General features: G+C 45.2%; 22 protein-coding genes. All 22 read right to left on the reverse strand.

Annotation, left to right across the window (positions count from 1 at the left end; translation table 11 throughout):
- Nucleotides 1-48: 48 nt before the first annotated feature.
- The 22 genes from glmU to RJD38_RS06490 all read right to left on the reverse strand — a co-directional run bounded on the left by glmU (nt 49) and on the right by RJD38_RS06490 (nt 19,378).
- Nucleotides 49-1,410 carry a bifunctional UDP-N-acetylglucosamine diphosphorylase/glucosamine-1-phosphate N-acetyltransferase GlmU gene (gene glmU, locus RJD38_RS06385; RefSeq protein WP_065545897.1) on the reverse strand — a complete coding sequence of 454 codons (1,362 nt, stop codon included), beginning with the start codon at nt 1,408-1,410 and terminating at the stop codon, nt 49-51.
- A gap of 153 nt (nt 1,411-1,563) precedes the next feature.
- On the reverse strand, nt 1,564-1,986 hold the full coding sequence (locus tag RJD38_RS06390; RefSeq protein WP_005597246.1) for a F0F1 ATP synthase subunit epsilon: 423 nt from the start codon (nt 1,984-1,986) through the stop codon (nt 1,564-1,566).
- An 18-nt stretch (nt 1,987-2,004) separates the two neighbouring features.
- A complete protein-coding gene (atpD, locus tag RJD38_RS06395; RefSeq protein WP_005597247.1) occupies nt 2,005-3,408 on the reverse strand; it encodes a F0F1 ATP synthase subunit beta in 1,404 nt (467 codons plus the stop codon).
- A 35-nt stretch (nt 3,409-3,443) separates the two neighbouring features.
- Complete coding sequence (atpG, locus tag RJD38_RS06400) at nt 3,444-4,310, reverse strand: F0F1 ATP synthase subunit gamma (protein ID WP_005597248.1); 867 nt, start codon at nt 4,308-4,310, stop codon at nt 3,444-3,446.
- A 42-nt stretch (nt 4,311-4,352) separates the two neighbouring features.
- A complete protein-coding gene (gene atpA / locus RJD38_RS06405; RefSeq protein ID WP_005597249.1) occupies nt 4,353-5,894 on the reverse strand; it encodes a F0F1 ATP synthase subunit alpha in 1,542 nt (513 codons plus the stop codon).
- Between the two features lie 13 nt (nt 5,895-5,907).
- Nucleotides 5,908-6,441 (reverse strand): F0F1 ATP synthase subunit delta, encoded by a 534-nt coding sequence (gene atpH, locus RJD38_RS06410; protein WP_005597250.1) that lies wholly within the window; start codon nt 6,439-6,441, stop codon nt 5,908-5,910.
- A 14-nt stretch (nt 6,442-6,455) separates the two neighbouring features.
- Nucleotides 6,456-6,926: a F0F1 ATP synthase subunit B gene (gene atpF / locus RJD38_RS06415; protein ID WP_005597251.1), complete on the reverse strand. Its 471-nt coding sequence runs from the start codon at nt 6,924-6,926 to the stop codon at nt 6,456-6,458.
- Between the two features lie 56 nt (nt 6,927-6,982).
- Nucleotides 6,983-7,240, reverse strand: a complete 258-nt coding sequence (atpE, locus tag RJD38_RS06420) for a F0F1 ATP synthase subunit C (RefSeq protein WP_005372317.1) — start codon at nt 7,238-7,240, stop codon at nt 6,983-6,985.
- 57 nt (nt 7,241-7,297) lie between these two features.
- Entirely contained in the window at nt 7,298-8,110 is an 813-nt protein-coding gene (atpB, locus tag RJD38_RS06425) for a F0F1 ATP synthase subunit A (RefSeq protein ID WP_005597252.1), read from the reverse strand.
- A gap of 8 nt (nt 8,111-8,118) precedes the next feature.
- Complete coding sequence (locus tag RJD38_RS06430; protein WP_005597265.1) at nt 8,119-8,508, reverse strand: F0F1 ATP synthase subunit I; 390 nt, start codon at nt 8,506-8,508, stop codon at nt 8,119-8,121.
- Between the two features lie 189 nt (nt 8,509-8,697).
- Nucleotides 8,698-9,579, reverse strand: coding sequence for a ParB/RepB/Spo0J family partition protein (locus RJD38_RS06435; protein ID WP_005597267.1), 882 nt, complete (start codon nt 9,577-9,579; stop codon nt 8,698-8,700).
- A 28-nt stretch (nt 9,580-9,607) separates the two neighbouring features.
- The gene (locus RJD38_RS06440) at nt 9,608-10,381 is read right to left on the reverse strand and encodes a ParA family protein (protein WP_005597269.1); all 774 of its coding nucleotides are present in this window, start codon (nt 10,379-10,381) and stop codon (nt 9,608-9,610) included.
- A gap of 14 nt (nt 10,382-10,395) precedes the next feature.
- Complete coding sequence (rsmG, locus tag RJD38_RS06445) at nt 10,396-11,028, reverse strand: 16S rRNA (guanine(527)-N(7))-methyltransferase RsmG (protein ID WP_083163466.1); 633 nt, start codon at nt 11,026-11,028, stop codon at nt 10,396-10,398.
- On the reverse strand, nt 11,028-12,923 hold the full coding sequence (gene mnmG / locus RJD38_RS06450; protein WP_005597282.1) for a tRNA uridine-5-carboxymethylaminomethyl(34) synthesis enzyme MnmG: 1,896 nt from the start codon (nt 12,921-12,923) through the stop codon (nt 11,028-11,030). The genes rsmG and mnmG overlap by 1 nt, the downstream gene beginning before the upstream one ends.
- 471 nt (nt 12,924-13,394) lie before the next feature.
- Nucleotides 13,395-13,829 (reverse strand): FMN-binding protein MioC, encoded by a 435-nt coding sequence (mioC, locus tag RJD38_RS06455; protein ID WP_005597284.1) that lies wholly within the window; start codon nt 13,827-13,829, stop codon nt 13,395-13,397.
- An 85-nt stretch (nt 13,830-13,914) separates the two neighbouring features.
- Nucleotides 13,915-15,276: a tRNA uridine-5-carboxymethylaminomethyl(34) synthesis GTPase MnmE gene (gene mnmE, locus RJD38_RS06460; RefSeq protein ID WP_005597286.1), complete on the reverse strand. Its 1,362-nt coding sequence runs from the start codon at nt 15,274-15,276 to the stop codon at nt 13,915-13,917.
- Nucleotides 15,277-15,394: 118 nt separating this feature from the next.
- Nucleotides 15,395-17,014, reverse strand: a complete 1,620-nt coding sequence (gene yidC / locus RJD38_RS06465) for a membrane protein insertase YidC (protein ID WP_005597288.1) — start codon at nt 17,012-17,014, stop codon at nt 15,395-15,397.
- A gap of 2 nt (nt 17,015-17,016) precedes the next feature.
- Entirely contained in the window at nt 17,017-17,274 is a 258-nt protein-coding gene (gene yidD / locus RJD38_RS06470) for a membrane protein insertion efficiency factor YidD (protein WP_005597289.1), read from the reverse strand.
- Entirely contained in the window at nt 17,241-17,564 is a 324-nt protein-coding gene (gene rnpA / locus RJD38_RS06475) for a ribonuclease P protein component (protein ID WP_231893138.1), read from the reverse strand. Before rnpA ends, yidD begins: the two co-directional genes overlap by 34 nt.
- A 46-nt stretch (nt 17,565-17,610) precedes the next feature.
- The gene (gene rpmH, locus RJD38_RS06480) at nt 17,611-17,745 is read right to left on the reverse strand and encodes a 50S ribosomal protein L34 (protein ID WP_005378825.1); all 135 of its coding nucleotides are present in this window, start codon (nt 17,743-17,745) and stop codon (nt 17,611-17,613) included.
- A gap of 227 nt (nt 17,746-17,972) precedes the next feature.
- Nucleotides 17,973-18,710 (reverse strand): amino acid ABC transporter ATP-binding protein, encoded by a 738-nt coding sequence (locus RJD38_RS06485; RefSeq protein WP_065545896.1) that lies wholly within the window; start codon nt 18,708-18,710, stop codon nt 17,973-17,975.
- The gene (locus RJD38_RS06490; protein WP_065429596.1) at nt 18,707-19,378 is read right to left on the reverse strand and encodes an amino acid ABC transporter permease; all 672 of its coding nucleotides are present in this window, start codon (nt 19,376-19,378) and stop codon (nt 18,707-18,709) included. Before RJD38_RS06490 ends, RJD38_RS06485 begins: the two co-directional genes overlap by 4 nt.
- Nucleotides 19,379-19,438: the final 60 nt, after the last annotated feature.

Here is a 19,438-nt window from a genome sequence, read left to right on the forward strand (position 1 = left end):
GTGAGCGGCTTTTTCGTATCTAGTAAATGAGTGGCGCAGCCAGCACGATTACTTTTTCTTTACCGGACGTTGCCAGCCAGTGATCTTACGCTCTTTCGCGCGAGTGATCACTAACTCACCGTCAGCGACATCTTTGCTTAATGTGGTACCAGCACCAATAGTTGCGCCATTTGCAACCGTCACAGGAGCAATAAGCTGACTATCAGAACCAACGAATACATCGTCGCCAATAATGGTTTTAAATTTGTTCACACCATCATAATTACAGGTAATCACACCGGCACCAACATTCACTCGTTGACCGATTTCAGCATCACCAAGGTAAGTAAGATGGTTAGCTTTTGAACCTTCACCTAAGCGAGTATTCTTAACTTCAACAAAGTTACCCACATGCGCATCTTTACGCAGCTCGGCACCAGGGCGAAGACGAGTAAATGGACCGACGGTACACTCTTCACCAATCGTCGCACCTTCAATCACGCTGTATGGGCGAATAATAGTATTGTCATCGATTTCACAATCTTTCAGTACACAACCGGCACCAATCACCACGTTATCACCAATGGAGACGGAACCTTCAATGATCACGTTAACATCAATTTCAACGTCCATACCGCATTGCAGTTGGCCACGTAAATCAAAGCGAGCTGGGTCACGTAACATCACACCTTGCTCAAGTAGTTTCTGCGCCTGCATCGATTGGAAGGCACGCTCTAAACGAGCAAGCTGAGCACGATCGTTAACACCTTCTACTTCAATCGGGTTGACCGGATGAACCGCTTCAACTGCACGACCTTCATCATGCGCTGCCGCAATCACGTCGGTTAGGTAGTATTCGCCTTGAGCGTTATTGTTGTTTAAGCCCGCCAACCAACGTTTTAGATCACCACCGGTTGCAACCATCACACCCGTGTTAATCTCTTTAATTAATTTCTGCTCATCGGTCGCATCTTTTTGCTCCACGATCGCCACTACAGGGCCATTTTTACGCACAATACGGCCATAGCCCATTGGGTTGTCTAATACCACCGTAAGCAGTGCAATACCGCCCGTTGGTTGCGCATCCAATAAGTTCTCAACCGTTTCTGAAGAGATCAGTGGTACATCACCGTAAAGCACCAGAATTTTTTCGTCGTCGGCAAATTCAGAAGAGGCCTGATCCACAGCATGGCCAGTACCCAGTTGCTCAGCTTGCAATACCCAATTAACCGACTCATCCGTCAAGGTCGCTTGCATTTGATCGCCGCCGTGACCATAAACTAGATGAATGTTTTGCGCACCCAGTCCTAAACAGGTATCAATCACATGCTTTGCCATCGGTTTGCCTGCCAATGTATGCAGAACCTTTGGCATATTGGAGTACATACGGGTACCTTTACCCGCGGCAAGAATTACAGCACTGAATTTCATTATTTAACCCGTAGACGTCGATTTATAATTAGGGGCTTATTGTAAACATGTCACTGGTAATAGTTAATGCCACATTTAAAAATTTGCCAACAGATAAACAAAAAGGCGGTCTAATGACCGCCTTTATCATTTATAAAACACCTTTAATGCAAATTAACGGCGTTTTTTCGTCAACTCGATAACTCGTAGCTGAGCAATGGCTTTAGCCAGTTCACTGGCCGCTTGTGCGAAGTCCATATCGCCATGCTGATTCTGAATATTCTCTTCAGCGCGACGTTTGGCTTCTTCTGCCTTCGCTGCGTCTAGCTCTTCACCACGGATAGCCGTATCAGCCAGTACAGTCGCTGTACTTGGTTGTACTTCTATCATACCACCAGAAACATAAATAATTTCTTCATGGCCGTTTTGTAAAACTATACGCACCATACCAGGCTTGATAGCGGTCAACAGCGGAGTGTGACCATGGAAAATACCAAGTTCACCTTCGCTACCGGTCACCTGAAACGTTTCAATTAGGCCAGAGAAAAGTTTTTTCTCTGCACTAACAACGTCTAGATGAAAAGGGATTGCTGCCATATCGCCTCCTAGTTAGCCTTATAGCTTCTTAGCATTCTCAATTGCATCGTCAATCGTACCGCAGTACATGAACGCTTGCTCTGGAATGTCATCGTATTCACCAGCTAGTAGACCTTTAAAGCCACGTAGAGTCTCTTTAAGAGATACGTATACGCCTGGGTCACCTGTAAATACTTCTGCTACGTGGTAAGGCTGAGTTAGGAAACGCTCAATCTTACGTGCACGAGATACAACTTGCTTATCTGCTTCAGATAGCTCGTCCATACCTAGGATAGCAATGATGTCTTTCAGCTCTTTATAGCGCTGAAGTGTCTGCTGAACGCCACGAGCAGTGTCGTAGTGATCTTGACCAACAACCAATGGATCTAGCATACGAGATGTAGAATCTAGTGGGTCGATCGCAGGGTATAGACCCATCGCTGCGATGTTACGGTTAAGTACAACCGTTGCATCCAAGTGCGCGAACGTTGTTGCTGGAGACGGGTCAGTCAAGTCATCCGCAGGTACGTATACCGCCTGTACAGACGTGATAGAACCTTGACGAGTTGACGTGATACGCTCCTGTAGTACACCCATTTCTTCAGCAAGTGTAGGCTGGTAACCTACTGCTGATGGCATACGACCTAGCAGTGCTGATACTTCTGTACCTGCAAGTGTGTAACGGTAGATGTTATCGATAAACAGTAGTACGTCACGACCTTCGTCACGGAAACGTTCTGCCATCGTTAGACCCGTCAGTGCAACACGTAGACGGTTGCCTGGTGGCTCGTTCATCTGACCGTAAACCATCGCTACTTTTGATTCTTCAGGTTTTTCGATGTTTACAACACCTGCTTCCTGCATCTCGTAGTAGAAATCGTTACCTTCACGAGTACGTTCACCAACACCCGCAAACACAGATAGACCTGAGTGTTGTAATGCGATGTTGTTGATAAGTTCCATCATGTTAACGGTCTTACCTACACCTGCACCACCGAATAGACCGATTTTACCACCCTTAGCGAATGGACAAATCAAGTCGATTACTTTAACACCGGTTTCTAGAAGTGCTGTTTCGTTTGATTGCTCTTCGTAGCTTGGTGCTTCACGGTGGATAGAGTAAAGCTCTTCCGCACCGATCTCACCACGCTCATCAATCGCGTCACCTAGAACGTTCATGATACGACCTAGGGTTTTAGTACCTACTGGTACTGAAATTGGAGCGCCAGTGTTTACAACTTCAACTCCGCGACGTAAACCATCTGAGCTACCCATAACGATACAACGAACTATGCCACCGCCTAGCTGTTGCTGAACTTCAAGAACTAAACGCTCTTTTGAGTCCGTAACGTTTAGAGCGTCATATACACTAGGTACATCGCTCTGTGGGAACTCTACGTCGACTACCGCACCGATGATCTGTACGATCTTACCTGTAGCCATCGTTAATCCTCTAAACTATTTCGTTTAACCTAAGCTTAAACCGCTGCTGCGCCTGATACGATTTCAGACAGTTCTTGTGTAATCGCAGCCTGACGGGCTTTGTTGTACACAAGTTCTAAATCTTCAATCAGGTCACTCGCGTTATCCGTTGCAGCTTTCATCGCAATCATTCGAGCCGCTTGCTCACAAGCAAGGTTCTCGACGACACCCTGATAAACCTGAGACTCTACGTAACGCACTAGAAGTGTGTCTAATAGAGGCTTTGGTTCAGGCTCATAGATGTAGTCCCATGAGTGCTCACGCTGCATCTCTTCGCTGTCCGATTTAGGCAAAGGTAGCAATTGATCGATCGTTGGTTGCTGAATCATGGTGTTCACAAACTTGTTGTAAACCACATACAGGCGATCCAGTTCACCTTCATCGTATTTCTTAAGCATAACGCTAACAGAACCGATAAGGTCTTCAAGACTTGGGCTATCGCCCAAACCAGAAACCTGAGCAGCCACTTTCGCGCCGCTACTCTTGAAGAAAGCCGTTGCTTTCGAACCGACAACAGCCAGTTCTACTTCAGCACCTTGCTCTTTCCAAGTTTGCATGTCTGTTAGGGCTTTTTTGAACACGTTAATGTTCAAACCACCACACAGACCACGGTCTGTCGAAACGATGATGTAACCAACACGCTTGGCTTCACGCTCTTCTAGGTACGGATGACGGTACTCTAGATTTGCATTAGCCACATGACCGATCACTTTACGCATTGTTTCAGCATATGGACGAGATGCTTCCATTGCGTCTTGAGAACGACGCATTTTTGAAGCGGCTACCATTTCCATAGCTTTCGTAATTTTCTGCGTGCTTTTAACACTACCGATTTTATTACGTATCTCTTTTGCGCCGGCCATCGTTACTCTCCATTAGTTGGTGGCATTACTGCCACCGACCTATTACCAAGTTTGGGTTGCTTTGAAGTCGTCAGTCAGTGTTTTCAACTGAGCTTCAACTTCATCGTTGTAAGCACCCGTCTTGTCGATCTCAGCTGCAAATTCAGCGTATTGACTGCGAGCATACGATAGTAGAGCAGCTTCAAAATCGAGCAGTTTGTTGATTTCAACATCTGCCAAGTAGCCACGCTCTGCCGCAAAGATAACTAGCGCTTGGTCAAATACAGACATAGGAGCATATTGTTTCTGCTTCATTAGCTCTGTAACTTTTTGACCATGGTCTAGCTGCTTCTTCGTTGCGTCATCAAGATCAGACGAGAACTGTGCGAATGCCGCTAGTTCACGGTACTGAGCTAGTGCTGTACGGATACCGCCAGATAGCTTCTTGATGATTTTCGTTTGCGCTGAACCACCTACACGAGATACTGAGATACCTGGGTCAACTGCTGGACGTACGCCCGCGTTGAATAGCTCAGTTTGTAGGAAGATCTGACCATCGGTAATCGAGATTACGTTAGTCGGTACGAATGCTGAAACATCACCAGCTTGAGTTTCGATGATAGGAAGCGCAGTCAAAGAACCGGTCTTACCTTTCACTTCACCATTAGTGAAACGCTCTACATACTCTTCGTTTACACGAGCTGCACGCTCTAGTAGACGCGAGTGAAGGTAGAAAACGTCACCAGGGAATGCCTCACGGCCAGGTGGTCGTTTTAGTAGTAGAGAGATCTGACGGTAAGCAACAGCCTGTTTAGATAGATCATCGTAAACAATCAGTGCGTCTTCGCCGCGATCACGGAAGTATTCACCCATCGCACAACCTGCGTATGGCGCTAGATATTGTAGCGCAGCAGATTCAGAAGCCGATGCCACAACCACGATAGTGTTTGCTAGTGCGCCGTGCTCTTCTAGTTTGCGAACCACGTTAGCGATAGTCGATGCTTTTTGACCGATAGCTACGTAGATTGAGAAAATACCAGAGTTTTTCTGGTTGATGATTGCATCGATCGCCATCGCTGTTTTACCAGTTTGACGGTCACCGATAACAAGTTCACGCTGACCACGACCGATTGGGATCATTGAGTCAACTGACTTGTAACCAGTTTGCACAGGTTGATCTACCGATTTACGGTCGATTACGCCTGGTGCAATCACTTCTACAGGTGAAGTTAGTTTCGCTTCGATTGGACCTTTACCATCGATAGGTTCACCTAGTGTGTTCACTACGCGACCTAGCAATTCTGGACCAACTGGCACTTCAAGAATGCGGCCAGTACCTGTAACTTTCATGCCTTCCTTAAGGTCAGCAAATGGGCCCATTACAACCGCACCAACCGAGTCACGCTCAAGGTTAAGTGCTAGTGCATAACGGCCACCCGGTAATTCAATCATTTCACCTTGCATCACGTCCGCTAGGCCGTGAATGCGGATGATACCATCGCTTACCGATACGATAGTACCTTCGTTGCGAGCTTCACTAACAACTTCGAAAGATTCGATGCGTTGTTTGATTAGATCGCTAATTTCAGTGGAATTAAGTTGCATGCTCCAATCCCCATTAAGACTGCAATGCATCGCTCAGGCGGTTCAAACGACCACGCGCTGAGTCATCGATGACTAGGTCTCCGGCTCGAATTATTACCCCACCAAGTAGGGCCTGATCTACACTGCAAGTCAGCTTCACTTTGCGTGCTAAACGCACTTCAAGTTTGCTGCTGATGTTTGCTAGCTGTTCACTTGAAAGTTCAAATGCTGAAATAACATCAACATCGATTTCTTTCTCATGTTCTTTCTTCAATGCGAAGAATTGCTCACTTACATCAGGAAGGGCCGTTAGACGACCATTCTCAGCCATTACCTGCAATAGGTTTTGACCGTGTGCATCAACTTGTTCACCGCAAACAGCAACAAATATTTCTGCCAATTTATCGGCAGACATAGAGCTGGTTAACAGCTCTTTTACTTGTTGGTTCTTGGCAACTTCAGCAGCAAAAGACAACATTTGACCCCATTGGTCTAGTTGATCTTTTTCCACTGCAAAGTCGAAAGCTGCTTTAGCATAGGGGCGTGCGATAGTAGTCAAATCAGACATATGCGCCCCCAGACTTAAAGTTTTGCAGTAATGTTGTCGAGAATATCTTTTTGCGCATCGATATCGATAGAACGCTCAAGGATTTTCTCAGCACCAGCGACAGCCAGAGTCGCAACTTGTTTACGCAGGTCATCGCGCGCACGGTTGCGTTCAGCTTCAAGTTCCGCTTCAGCTTGATTAAGAATGTTCTGGCGTTCTGCCTGAGCTTCTTCACGAGCTTCATCTAGAATTTGAGCTTTACGCTTGTTCGCTTGCTCAATGATCTCAGTTGCTGTGCGCTTCGCTTCTTTCAATTGATCAGAAGCGTTGGCTTGTGCTAGGTCCAAGTCTTTAGAAGCTCGTTCTGCCGCTTGTAGACCGTCAGCGATTTTTTTCTGACGTTCTTCAATCGCACTCATTAGTGGCGGCCATACATATTTCATGCAGAACCACACAAACAGTGCGAACGAGATTGCTTGACCTAGCAGAGTTGCGTTTATATTCACAACAGCTACTCCCTTTTAAGAATCAACTACAAAAATACAATTAACAGAGTTGTTAATTAGCCTGCTAGTTGACCCACAAATGGGTTTGCGAAAGTGAACAGTAGCGCGATTACGATACCGATCATTGGAACCGCATCAAGTAGACCAGCGATGATGAACATCTTAACTTGTAGCATAGGAGCCATTTCTGGTTGACGTGCTGCACCTTCAAGGAATTTACCACCAAGAAGTGCGAAACCAATCGCTGTACCAAGAGAAGCAAGACCGACGATAATACCTACGGCGATTGCAGAAAAGCTCAGTAAAGTTTCCATTACTATCTCCAATTTATAGTTGTTGGCTTATGTGCCCAAATAAAAAGCTTAAAAAAATTAATGATCACTATCTTCGTGTGCCATTGATAGATAAACAATAGTTAACATCATGAACACGAATGCTTGAATCGTAATTACCAAAATATGGAAAATTGCCCATGGTAGTGAGCCCATCCATTGTAAGTACCATGGTAGCATTGCCGCACAAAGGATGAATACAACCTCACCAGCAAACATGTTACCGAATAGACGCATACCAAGTGATAGAGGTTTCGCCAGTAGCGATACCACTTCAATCAGCAGGTTAAACGGGATCATGATTGGGTGATTGAATGGATGTAAAGCCAATTCCTTTGCAAAGCCGCCCAGACCTTTCACTTTGATGCTGTAGTAAATCATCAGAGCGAATACGCCTAGTGCCATAGCCATGGTGATGTTCACATCAGCTGACGGTACCACTTTCAAGTAAGGGATTCCGAGCCAATGCTCTGCTGGGTAAGGTAAGAAATCGATAGGAACTAAGTCCATCACGTTCATTAAAAATACCCAACAAAAGATAGTTAGTGCTAAAGGCGCTATCAGAGGGTTGCGTCCATGGAACGTGTCTTTGACGTTTTCCGCGACAAATTCAACGATCATTTCTACAGCACACTGAAGCTTACCTGGTACACCGACTGTTGCTTTCTTCGCGACCTTGTAAAAAATTCCTAAGAAAATTAAACCAGTAAACCAAGAAAATAACAGGCTATCGATATGTACATTCCAGAAGCTTGCTTCTTCCGCTACTAAACCTAACTTAGCTAAAGAGAGGTTAGAGAGGTGATGGGCAATATATCCGGATTGTGTTAGCGCTTCACCTGGCGCAGCCATAACTCATCCTATTTATTGTTGTTAATGAATAGCACTGGCGCACAGATATTAATACCTAGTGCCAGTAAATAGGTTAGTTTTAGGGGAACAAGTTCCACCTGTATATACATGTAGACAAGAGAGAAGAGAGCTACTGTGATAAGGATTTTTAGCGCTTCACCTGTAAAAAAAGATGCCGCAACTTTCTTTGCTGCCCGCGCGCCGCTAAATGCAAAAGCACATAAAGCAAACACCGCATTAGCAATGACAAAAATGCCGCCGCCAATAAGTGCAGAAAGACCCCATTCAACATTCACAGTCGCAGCCATTCCCGCCGCCACTAATGTAACCGCGCCAAGCTGGATCATTAACAATTGCTTAGCAAGCTCTCGTCCTGGTCTAGCCAACGCAGCTACCATGTATTCGTACCTCTAGTAAAATCCACAGCGAGACATCCTTAGACGCTGAGGAAATTTGCAAAAATTATACGGTGAGTCGAACTGAATGCAATGAAAACACAGCAAAAAGTTACAATTTTGTTTACAAACCGACAACTTTTACACAAAAATTCGTTTTTTGCATAAATTGATTGAGATCAATTATCTCATCTAGCTCTCTAACTTGGCAATCAATTGTGCCAGCTTTTCGGGCTCTTCCACACTAATGGTGACTTTTGCTTTGCCGTTATTAGAACGGACAATCGACACTTTTGCACCCAGCATTTCACTCAATTTTTGTGACATATGTTGGGTTTCTTCGTCGTGTGACACGCTTTTTACTTCAACCTGAGGCTGTAGACACTTTTTCACTAACTGCTCGGTCTGGCGAACGGTCAGATTTTTGTGCGCGACATGCTGAGCAATTTCAATCTGCTGAGCACCTTCTAAGGCCAATAGAGCTCTAGCATGCCCCATATCAAGCTGATTACCAGAGACTAAACTCTTTACATCATTTTCGAGCTGATTTAGACGTAATATGTTACTCACAGCAGCTCGAGATTTACCAATCACATCAGCGACTTGTTGATGTGTCAGTGAAAATTCATTTTGTAAGCGCTCTAATGCTTGCGCTTCTTCGATGACATTCAGATCTTCACGCTGAATATTTTCGATCAATGCCATCGCGATCGCAGCACGATCCTCGACGCGTTTGATCAAACACGGTACTTGGCTAAGGCCGGCTTTTTTCGCCGCACGCCAACGTCTTTCACCGGCAATGATCTCATAACGGCCACCTTCCACCATACGAACCACTATTGGCTGGATAATGCCTTGTGACTCAATAGAGGCAGCCAACTCTTCTAACGCTTCTGGCTGTATATCTTTGCGTGGCTGATATACGCCTGGGCGTAAGCTGGTTACGCTAAGTTCCGTTAACTCACCATTGCTAGACAAAGCTTGGCTATTGATGGCTGTTTGCTGTCTTTCGCGCGCCAATGAACTGGTCGAAAGAAGAGCATCAAGCCCTTTACCTAAACCACGTTTAGACATGAGTTTACGTTCCTTAAATTATGATGATTTATGCAGGTACTTCTTCGCGACGTAACATTTCGCCAGCCAGCGCTAAATAGGCTTTGGCTCCAGCAGAATATTTGTCGTAATACATCGCAGGCTTACCATGGCTTGGCGCTTCTGCGAGACGAACATTGCGAGGAATAACGGTGCGGTACACTTTGTCACCAAAGTGTTTTTTCAATTGATCAGATACTTCATTAGACAGTCTGTTACGAGGGTCATACATCGTTCGTAGTAGCCCTTCGATTTTGAGATTCTCATTTACAACAGCTGCGAGTTTACTAATGGTATCCATTAACGCGGTTAAACCCTCTAGTGCGAAGTACTCACACTGCATTGGCACTAGCACAGAATCTGCAGCCGCCATCGCATTGATTGTAAGAAGGTTTAGAGAAGGAGGACAATCGATAAAGATGAAATCATAGTTATCGCGAACCGACGCAAGCGCTTGCTTTAGGCGAACTTCGCGTGCAAACACTTCCATCAATCGAATTTCAGCGGCCGTCACATCGCCATTTGCAGCGATAAGATCGTAGTGGCCAGACGTTTTCGTCACCACGACTTCTTCAAACGGCACATCTTCAACAAGCAACTCATAAGCAGTGGCGTCAACTTGATACTTATCGACACCACTGGCCATAGTCGCGTTGCCTTGAGGGTCAAGATCGATAACCAATACCTTGCGCTTAGTCGCGGCCATAGATGCGGCTAAGTTTATACAAGTCGTTGTTTTTCCAACACCGCCTTTTTGGTTGGCAATGGCTACAATTTTTCCCACGATCTACCTCGCTATTATTCCTTGCGCGATAAGATTACTAGATGACGCTCACCTTCCAATTGAGGAACTTGCAAAGCTTTGACATCGGTCACATAACACCACTCTGGGAGCTCTGAAATCTCATCCTGTGATAATTGGCCTTTCAATGCTAAAAAGCGACCGGTGTTTTCTTTCGGTAAATGATGACACCACTCAACCATATCTAACATTGAAGCAAAGGCTCGGCTTAGTACACCATCAAACTTCTCTTCAGGTAGATACTCTTCCACTCGACTTTGAATCGGCGTCACGTTTTCGATTTTTAACTCATGCACAACCTGCTTGATAAAGCGAATACGCTTACCCAAGCTATCCAATAAATGGAACTCTTTCTCTGGGCACATGATCGACAATGGAATACCAGGTAAACCAGGGCCGGTACCGACATCGATAAAGCGATCACCTTCTAAATGAGTGCTAACAATGATGCTATCTAGAATATGTTTCACCAACATTTCTTCTGGATTGCGTACTGAAGTCAGGTTGTAGGCTTTATTCCACTTATTGAGCATTTCAACGTAACCAATTAACTGGTCACGTTGATGATCCGTCACGGATAAATCTGTTTGATCAATTAATTGATCAAGCTTTTGGCGTAATAGCGACATTAAGCTTCCTCGCCTTTTTTCAATAAGCCGTGTTTTTTAAGATGCACGAGCAAAATAGAGATCGCAGCTGGCGTGATACCGGAGATACGCGATGCAATACCAATACTTTCTGGTTTGGCGTCGTTTAGCTTAAGCACCACTTCATTCGATAAACCTTTCACATCGCTGTATTCAAGATCAACGGGCAGTTTCGTGTTCTCATGACGAAGTGATTTCTCCACTTCTTCTTGTTGACGCTTAATGTAACCGTCGTATTTGACTTGAATTTCAACTTGCTCAGCCGCTTGCTGATCTTCCAGTGCTGGAGAAAATGCATCAAGCTGAGTCAATTGTGCATAGGTCATTTCAGGACGACGCAAAAGATCTTCACCGCTGGCTTCACGAGCCATTGGCGTTTTCAGCACACTGTTTAGCGCATCAATACCGACAGAATTTGGATTCATCCACGTTTCTTTCAAACGTTGGCGCTCTGTCGTCATGTTCTCCACTTTCTCGTTGAAGCGTGCCCAACGAGCATCATCAATCAAGCCAAGTTCACGGGCTTTTTCCGTCAAACGTAGGTCGGCATTATCTTCACGCAGCAACAAACGGTATTCAGCACGTGAGGTAAACATGCGGTATGGTTCTTTGGTACCCATGGTCGACAAATCGTCAATCAATACGCCAACGTAAGCTTCATCACGGCGTGGACTCCAACCTTCTTTGTCTTGACTGAAGAGACTCGCATTCAAACCGGCCATCAAACCTTGTGCCGCCGCTTCTTCGTAGCCGGTGGTACCGTTGATTTGACCAGCAAAGAATAAACCACTAATAAATTTGGTTTCGTAGGTATGTTTCAGATCGCGAGGATCAAAGAAATCATACTCAATTGCGTAACCTGGACGCACGATATGGGCGTTTTCAAAGCCTTTCATCGAACGAACAATTTGTACTTGAACATCAAACGGTAAGCTGGTGGAAATACCATTTGGATAGAGTTCGTGTGTGGTTAAACCTTCAGGTTCAATGAAAATTTGGTGACTGTTCTTATCCGCAAAACGCATCACTTTATCTTCAATCGACGGACAGTAACGTGGACCAATCCCCTCAATCACACCGGCATACATTGGGCTGCGGTCAAGGTTGTTACGAATCACATCATGCGTACGCTCATTGGTATGAGTGATAAAACATGGAATCTGTCGTGGATGATGAGTACGTGAACCCATAAACGAGAATACAGGCGTTGGGTTATCACCGTGCTGCGCTTCCAACACTGAGAAATCGACGCTACGAGCGTCAATACGTGGTGGAGTACCGGTTTTTAGACGATCAACACGGAATGGCATTTCACGTAGACGATCGGCAAGAGCGATCGAAGGAGGATCGCCTGCGCGGCCACCTGCGCTGTTTTCCATACCGATATGGATCTTACCTCCAAGGAAGGTACCAACGGTCAATACAACGGCTTTAGCGCGGAATTTAAGGCCCATTTGGGTGACAACACCCATCACTTGATCGTTTTCAACAATAAGATCATCGACTGATTGTTGGAACAAGGTGAGGTTTGGCGCATTTTCTAAAGCATCGCGAACGTACGCTTTGTACAACGCTCGATCCGCTTGAGCGCGAGTAGCACGTACCGCAGGACCTTTTGATGCATTGAGAGTGCGAAATTGAATACCAGCATGATCAATGGCTTGTGCCATTAATCCGCCCATAGCATCGACTTCTTTGACAAGATGACCTTTACCAATACCACCAATGGCAGGGTTACAAGACATTTGCCCTAAAGTGTCAATGTTATGGGTGAGTAAGAGGGTTTTTTGCCCTGTACGCGCTGATGCGAGTGCGGCTTCCGTTCCTGCGTGACCGCCACCAACAACAATGACGTCAAAGTTTTCGTGATAAAGCATGAACTGACCTCTGGTATTCAGATAATTCGGACAGATAAAAGAGCGATATTCTACCTGCTTTCGTGTAGAGAGAAAAAGGCTTTTGTGTTTTTTAAGTTTAGTGGGCGAAGTTAATATATATAAGATCTATATATATGATCTTTTATTAGATCTATTATTAGGATCGACGATCTCTGTGGATAAGTGAAAAATGATCAACAAGATCATGGATCTTTTATGGATCATATCATGTGATCTTACTTTGATCATGATGAGGATTAGCTGGGATCAAAAAGGGTAGTTATACACAGGGGGGCGTGATGATCAAAGTTGTTATTGGGATAACTATAGGTTAATCACCGGATAACGTACTAGTTATACACAGTCCGTTCGGTTGTTTTTTGTTCGCTTGAATCGAACCAAGCTGTCTGTTTCTATCCACAGACGTAAAAAAAGGCCAGCGAGAGCTGACCTTGTTAAGCAAAATTGGGCCTATAACTGGTTAATATTGTCACTTAACCAAGCTTCAGCGGCGTCTTCTGGGACAGAATGAGCCAATATATCGATGGTAAAACAATCAGAAATGGCATTTGCGCCGATATCTAGCAGCAAATCATGAGCGTGTTTACCTGCCGCACAGAAGGTGTCATAGCTTGAATCTCCAATCGCTAATACTGCAAATTTCACCTCTGACATTTTAGGTGGTGTTGTCTGTAGCGCTTGAATAAAAGGGCGAATGTTGTCTGGGTAATCCCCAGCACCATGGGTTGAAGTGATGATCAACCAAGCGCCATCGTTCTTGATCTCATCCAAATTAGGTTGATTATGGATCGTTGTTTCAAAGCCCTTTTCTATCAGCAGATCACTAAGATGATCACCGACATACTCTGCACCCCCTAAGGTGCTGCCAGTAATGATATGAATCATTTGATTTCCTTATTACCAATGCTTCGTTAGGAAAAACGTTAGCGAGATTGAATTAAAAAACGCGCCTCAAGGGCGCGTTTTTGCATTATTTACCGATACAGAATGAAGAGAAGATGCGTCCAAGTAAGTCGTCTGAGCTAAACTCACCGGTGATTTCATTTAGGTGTTGCTGAGCAATACGTAGCTCCTCAGCCAAAATCTCTCCAGCCATATAGCCTTCAAGCTGCTGTTGACCAATGTCGAGATGATCTGCTGCTTTCTCTAGTGCCTCTAAATGGCGACGACGTGCCATAAAGCCGCCTTCGTGGCCGCCAGCAAAGCCCATACACTCTTTTAGGTGATTACGCAGTGCATCGACCCCTTGGCCAGTCTTAGCCGATAAACGGATTAATGTTGGAGAATTAACATGGCAAATACCAAGATCTTCACCTGTTTGATCCGCTTTGTTGCGAATAACCGTCATACCGATGTTATCTGGTAAACGATCAACAAAATCAGGCCAAATTTCTTTTGGATCGGTGGCATCAGTGGTGGTGCCATCAACCATAAATAATACGCGATCGGCTTGTTTTATTTCATCCCAAGCGCGTTCGATACCAATTTTTTCAACTTCGTCGGATGCTTCACGAAGGCCAGCGGTATCAATAATGTGCAGTGGCATGCCATCAATATGGATATGTTCACGTAAAACATCACGTGTTGTGCCGGCAATATCGGTCACAATGGCTGACTCTTTACCTGACAATGCATTCAATAGACTGGATTTACCCGCATTCGGGCGTCCAGCGATCACCACTTTCATCCCTTCGCGCATAATCGAACCTTGGTTGGCTTCTTTGCGCACCGCAGCCAGATTATCAATGATGGCTTGTAAATCCGCAGAGACTTTTCCATCGGCCAAGAAATCAATTTCTTCTTCTGGAAAATCAATCGCCGCTTCAACATAGATACGTAGATAGATAAGAGAATCGACCAAGGTATTAATACGTTGTGAGAAAGCGCCTTGCAGTGATTGCAGCGCGGATTTCGCCGCTTCTTCTGAGCTGGCATCAATCAGGTCTGCAATCGCTTCTGCTTGCGCCAAATCCAACTTATCGTTCAGGAAAGCGCGCTCTGAGAATTCGCCAGGACGTGCGGTACGGATGCCGTCAATTTTAAGAATGCGTTTAATCAGCATATCCATGACTACGGGACCACCATGGCCTTGCAGCTCTAAAACATCTTCACCAGTAAAGGAGTGAGGGTTAGGGAAGAAGAGTGCGATGCCTTGATCGAGTTGTTTGCCCGCTTCGTCGCAAAATGGCAGGTATTCCGCGTAACGAGGGCGTAGCGCCTTGCCTGCCACTTCAAGTGCCACTTTCTCAGCTAAAGGGCCTGAGACGCGAATAATACCGACACCGCCACGACCCGGTGCGGTAGCTTGAGCGACAATGGTATCTGTAGTCATAAAGAGTGCCTGTGATTGAATGTGCCGTATCGGCGCGATAAAAACATAATTAGCTGAATTGTAATCAGCTCAAATAAAAAAGGCGACCTTTTGGCCGCCTTTGTCTTTGATTTATTGCTTACTTAGTATGTAAGCCTTTCTTTTCCAGCGCTTTGTAGATTAGCGATTGCTGGATAAGCGTTACGATGTTCGATACCAACCAGTACAGTACTAGGCCTGATGGGAAGAACAGGAAGAAGAAGGTAAACATAACCGGCATAAAGGTCATGATCTTCTGCTGCATTGGATCGGTAACGGTTGTTGGGCTCATTTTTTGAATCATGAACATCGACGCACCCATCAATAATGGCAAGATGTAGTATGGGTCTTGCGCTGATAGATCGTGAATCCAACCGAAGAATGGTGAGTGACGAAGCTCAACCGATTCCATTAGTGCCCAGTAAAGCGCAATGAAGATAGGCATTTGTAGAATTAGAGGTAAACAGCCGCCTAACGGGTTCACTTTCTCTTTCTTATACAATTCCATCATTTCTTGGCTCATGCGTTGACGGTCATCGCCGATACGCTCACGCATTGCTGCCAACTTAGGTTGTAGCATGCGCATTTTCGCCATAGAAGTGTATTGTGCTTTCGTTAGTGGGTACATGGCACCACGAACGATAAAGGTCAAACAGATGATTGCCACACCCCAGTTACCCACGAAACCGTGAATAAACGACAATAGTGAGTGTAGTGGCTTCGCGATGAACCATAACCAACCGTAATCGACTACTAGGTCTAGGTGCGGTGCGACTTCTGCCATTTGATTTTGCAGTTTAGGACCTACCCATAGCGTTGCGGTGAAGTTTGCAGTATCACCCGTTGCGATGGTTTTGTTTGGCATGCGTACACCGATATCAGCAAGGTTGCCAATTACACGGGTGTACAAGTTTGTGCCTGGTTCGTCACGAGGAATCCATGCTGTTGCGAAGTAGTGCTGGATCATTGCTGCCCAACCTTGACCGTCAGTCAGGTTAAGAGACAGGTTGCGATCTTGCATATCATCGAAGCTGTATTTCTTGTAGTTAACGTCTTGAGTCGAGTAAGCACCGCCACGGTAAGTTGGCATAGTGATGCTGCCGCCGTCATCCATTACGTTTTGACGTAGGTGGGCGTACATACCGAAAGTCGCATTGTTGCCTGAGTTGTTGACCACATCGTACTCAACGTTAACCGCATAGCTGCCACGTTCTAATACATAGGTTTTGACGTAATCAAGGCCATTAGCAGAGAAAGTCATAGGGATGCGAAGTTCATCAACACCATCAGTTAGCTTAAAGCTATCTGCGCTGACTGTGTAAGCAGGACGGTTAGTGCTGCTTAAATCGATGCCTTGTGGGCCAACAAGACCACTTTGAGCAATAAATTGATGGCCAGGTTCGTTTTTCAGTAGTTCAAAACGTTCTGGAGAATCCAATTCTGCTGAGTATTGGTTTAAATCAGCTTGAACAACATCACCACCAACCGCATCAATAGACAGAGTTAATACATCCGTTGTTACAGTAATGATTTTTGCAGCTGCCTGTTGAGATGGCGCTGGGTCAAGCTCATCGGCAAAAGATGGTGCAGGTAGGGAGCTGCTTGATTGAGCCTGTTCAATCGCTTGCGGCGCTGGATTCTTAGCTACATTCCATTGCTGGTAAAGTAGAAAGGACACCAAAGCTAGAGCGATTAACAGGATATTACGTTGAGAATCCATCGTTATTTATCTCTGTCTTGTTTTTGAATTGGTGGAACGGGGTCAAAGCCCCCTTCACTTAGAGGGTGGCATTTTAATAGACGTTTGCTGGATAACCAACATCCTTTTACAAAACCGTGAGCTTTCAGCGCTTCTACAGCGTAACTTGAACAAGTTGGATGGAAACGACAGCGTGGTCCGATTAGAGGACTAATGAGGCCTTGATAGAGTCGGACGACGCCGATGGCTAGCCACGTGATGGGCGAGACAGACGCTGCCATAGCTTTTCAAATAGGTTAAACATTTCGTCATTGCTTAAATCTTGCGCAGATTTCTTGGCAATTACAACAAAATCTTTGTTTGGAAGTTGATGTTGATGATTACGGAAACTTTCACGAGATAGACGTTTAAAGCGGTTGCGACCAACAGCAGTTTTGATTTGCTTCTTAGGAACAGCCAAACCTAGTCGAGGATGAGATAGGTTATTATTGCGTGCAATGATGGTGAAATGAGGTGAGCCTGCTCGATGAGCTTGCTGGAAGACGTTTTGATAATGCTCGGGAGTTAACAAGCGTAACTCCCGATTGAACGCGTACGTATTCAAAATAAATTAATTATTATTTTGACAGGCGCGCACGGCCTTTTGCACGACGTGCATTGATAACCTTACGGCCGTTCTTAGTAGCCATGCGTGCACGGAAGCCGTGAGTACGCTTGCGCTTTAGAACTGTAGGTTGAAAAGTGCGTTTCATGATAATTACCTTACTGATCAGTAGTTTTAGGTTCTTTAGTTAACCCGGCGTGGGCATGTAGTCTTCTTTATATATATAGAGGACAACCGACGCCTCTCAACAAAGAGGCGGAATTGTAATCACACTCACAAATTGTGTCAACGACTCATGTGTGTGAAATTCCGCGTCGGGCGATTATACGTAGTGTGAGCAAAATCTCAAGGATCAAACGATCCTTATCTTGATCTTTATTTTGCCGACACCTGATTGAGAAATTTTTGCAATCTTGGATCTTGGGGATTATCGAACAACTCTTGTGGCGATCCTTGTTCAACAATATGCCCATCCGCCATGAAGATCACACGATCGGCAACTTCTTTGGCAAATTGCATTTCATGAGTGACCACCAGCATGGTTTGATGCTGGGTCGCGAGCTGTTTCATCAACTGTAATACTTCACCTACCCATTCTGGATCGAGTGCCGAAGTCGGTTCATCAAATAACAGCAGTTCGGGCTGAAGAGCCATCGCTCGGCCAATGCCTACACGTTGCTGTTGACCACCAGAAAGGGCGGCGGGATAGCTGTTACCTTTGTCACTAAGTCCAATATTATCAAGTATTTGCTGTGCTTTTTCTAATGCAGCCTTTTTTGTCCAACCGCGCACAGTAATCAGGCCTTCAGCAATGTTTTGTCGTGCTGTCATATGAGCAAACAGAGCGTAATTTTGAAACACAAAAGCGGTTTTCCTTCGTAGCGCGAGCACTTCTGCCTTGCTGTGTTTCGCGGTATCGACGACGACATCATCAATTTGAATCGAGCCTTGATCGGCTTGCTCTAAAAAGTTTACGCAGCGTAATAGTGTCGATTTACCGGTGCCACTTGAACCGATAATAACGATGATCTCTCCCTGATTAATTTCAAGGTCAATACCTTTTAATATCTCGGTATCGCCAAAGTGTTTGTGAATGTTATTTAGTCGGATCATCGTAAATAGGCCCTATTTAATTTTACTTCTGCCCATGTTTGCACTCGGGTCAAAATCAGTACAACGCCCCAATAAATTAATGCAACGGCTAAAAATGCTTCAAAAAAGCGGAAACTCGAAGAGGCTTCCATCTGCGCTTTCGCCATAATTTCGGCTACGCCTAAGGTAAAAGCTAACGAAGTTGATTTGATCATATCGATGAAATAGTTCATCAATGAAGGGAGAGCGACTCTGGTTGCTTGCGGCAAAATAATGCGGCGCATCGCTTGAGTAGTGGTCATTCCCACAGACAAACTGGCTTCCATTTGGCTGCGATCGATTCCGATAATGGCGGCGCGAATCGTTTCAGCCATGTAGGCGGCGAAATGCAAAGTAAGGCCGATTACGGCAGCACTAAACGCATCGACACCGACCATGATCGGAAAGATTTGTGGTAAACCGTAATAGAGTAAAAATAGTTGTACTAACAGCGGTGTACCGCGGAAAAAGCTAATGTAGAGCTGGCTGAGTTGATCAAGCACCGGGATGCGAAACACGCGAATATTGGCCAAAATGACCGCTAAAGTGAGCGCGAAAACCAACCCTAACGTGGCCATTTCCATTGTGGTGCCGAGATATTTAAGCAAGATCGGCATCAGTTCCAGCATGTAGTGAAAATCGAATCCCATAAATGTTTACCTAAAAGAGAAAGAAAAGGTGGAATAAATCCACCTTTGTTTGACGAGCCA

The organism is Vibrio scophthalmi (assembly GCF_040869025.1).
In the GTDB taxonomy this organism is placed as follows: domain Bacteria; phylum Pseudomonadota; class Gammaproteobacteria; order Enterobacterales; family Vibrionaceae; genus Vibrio; species Vibrio scophthalmi.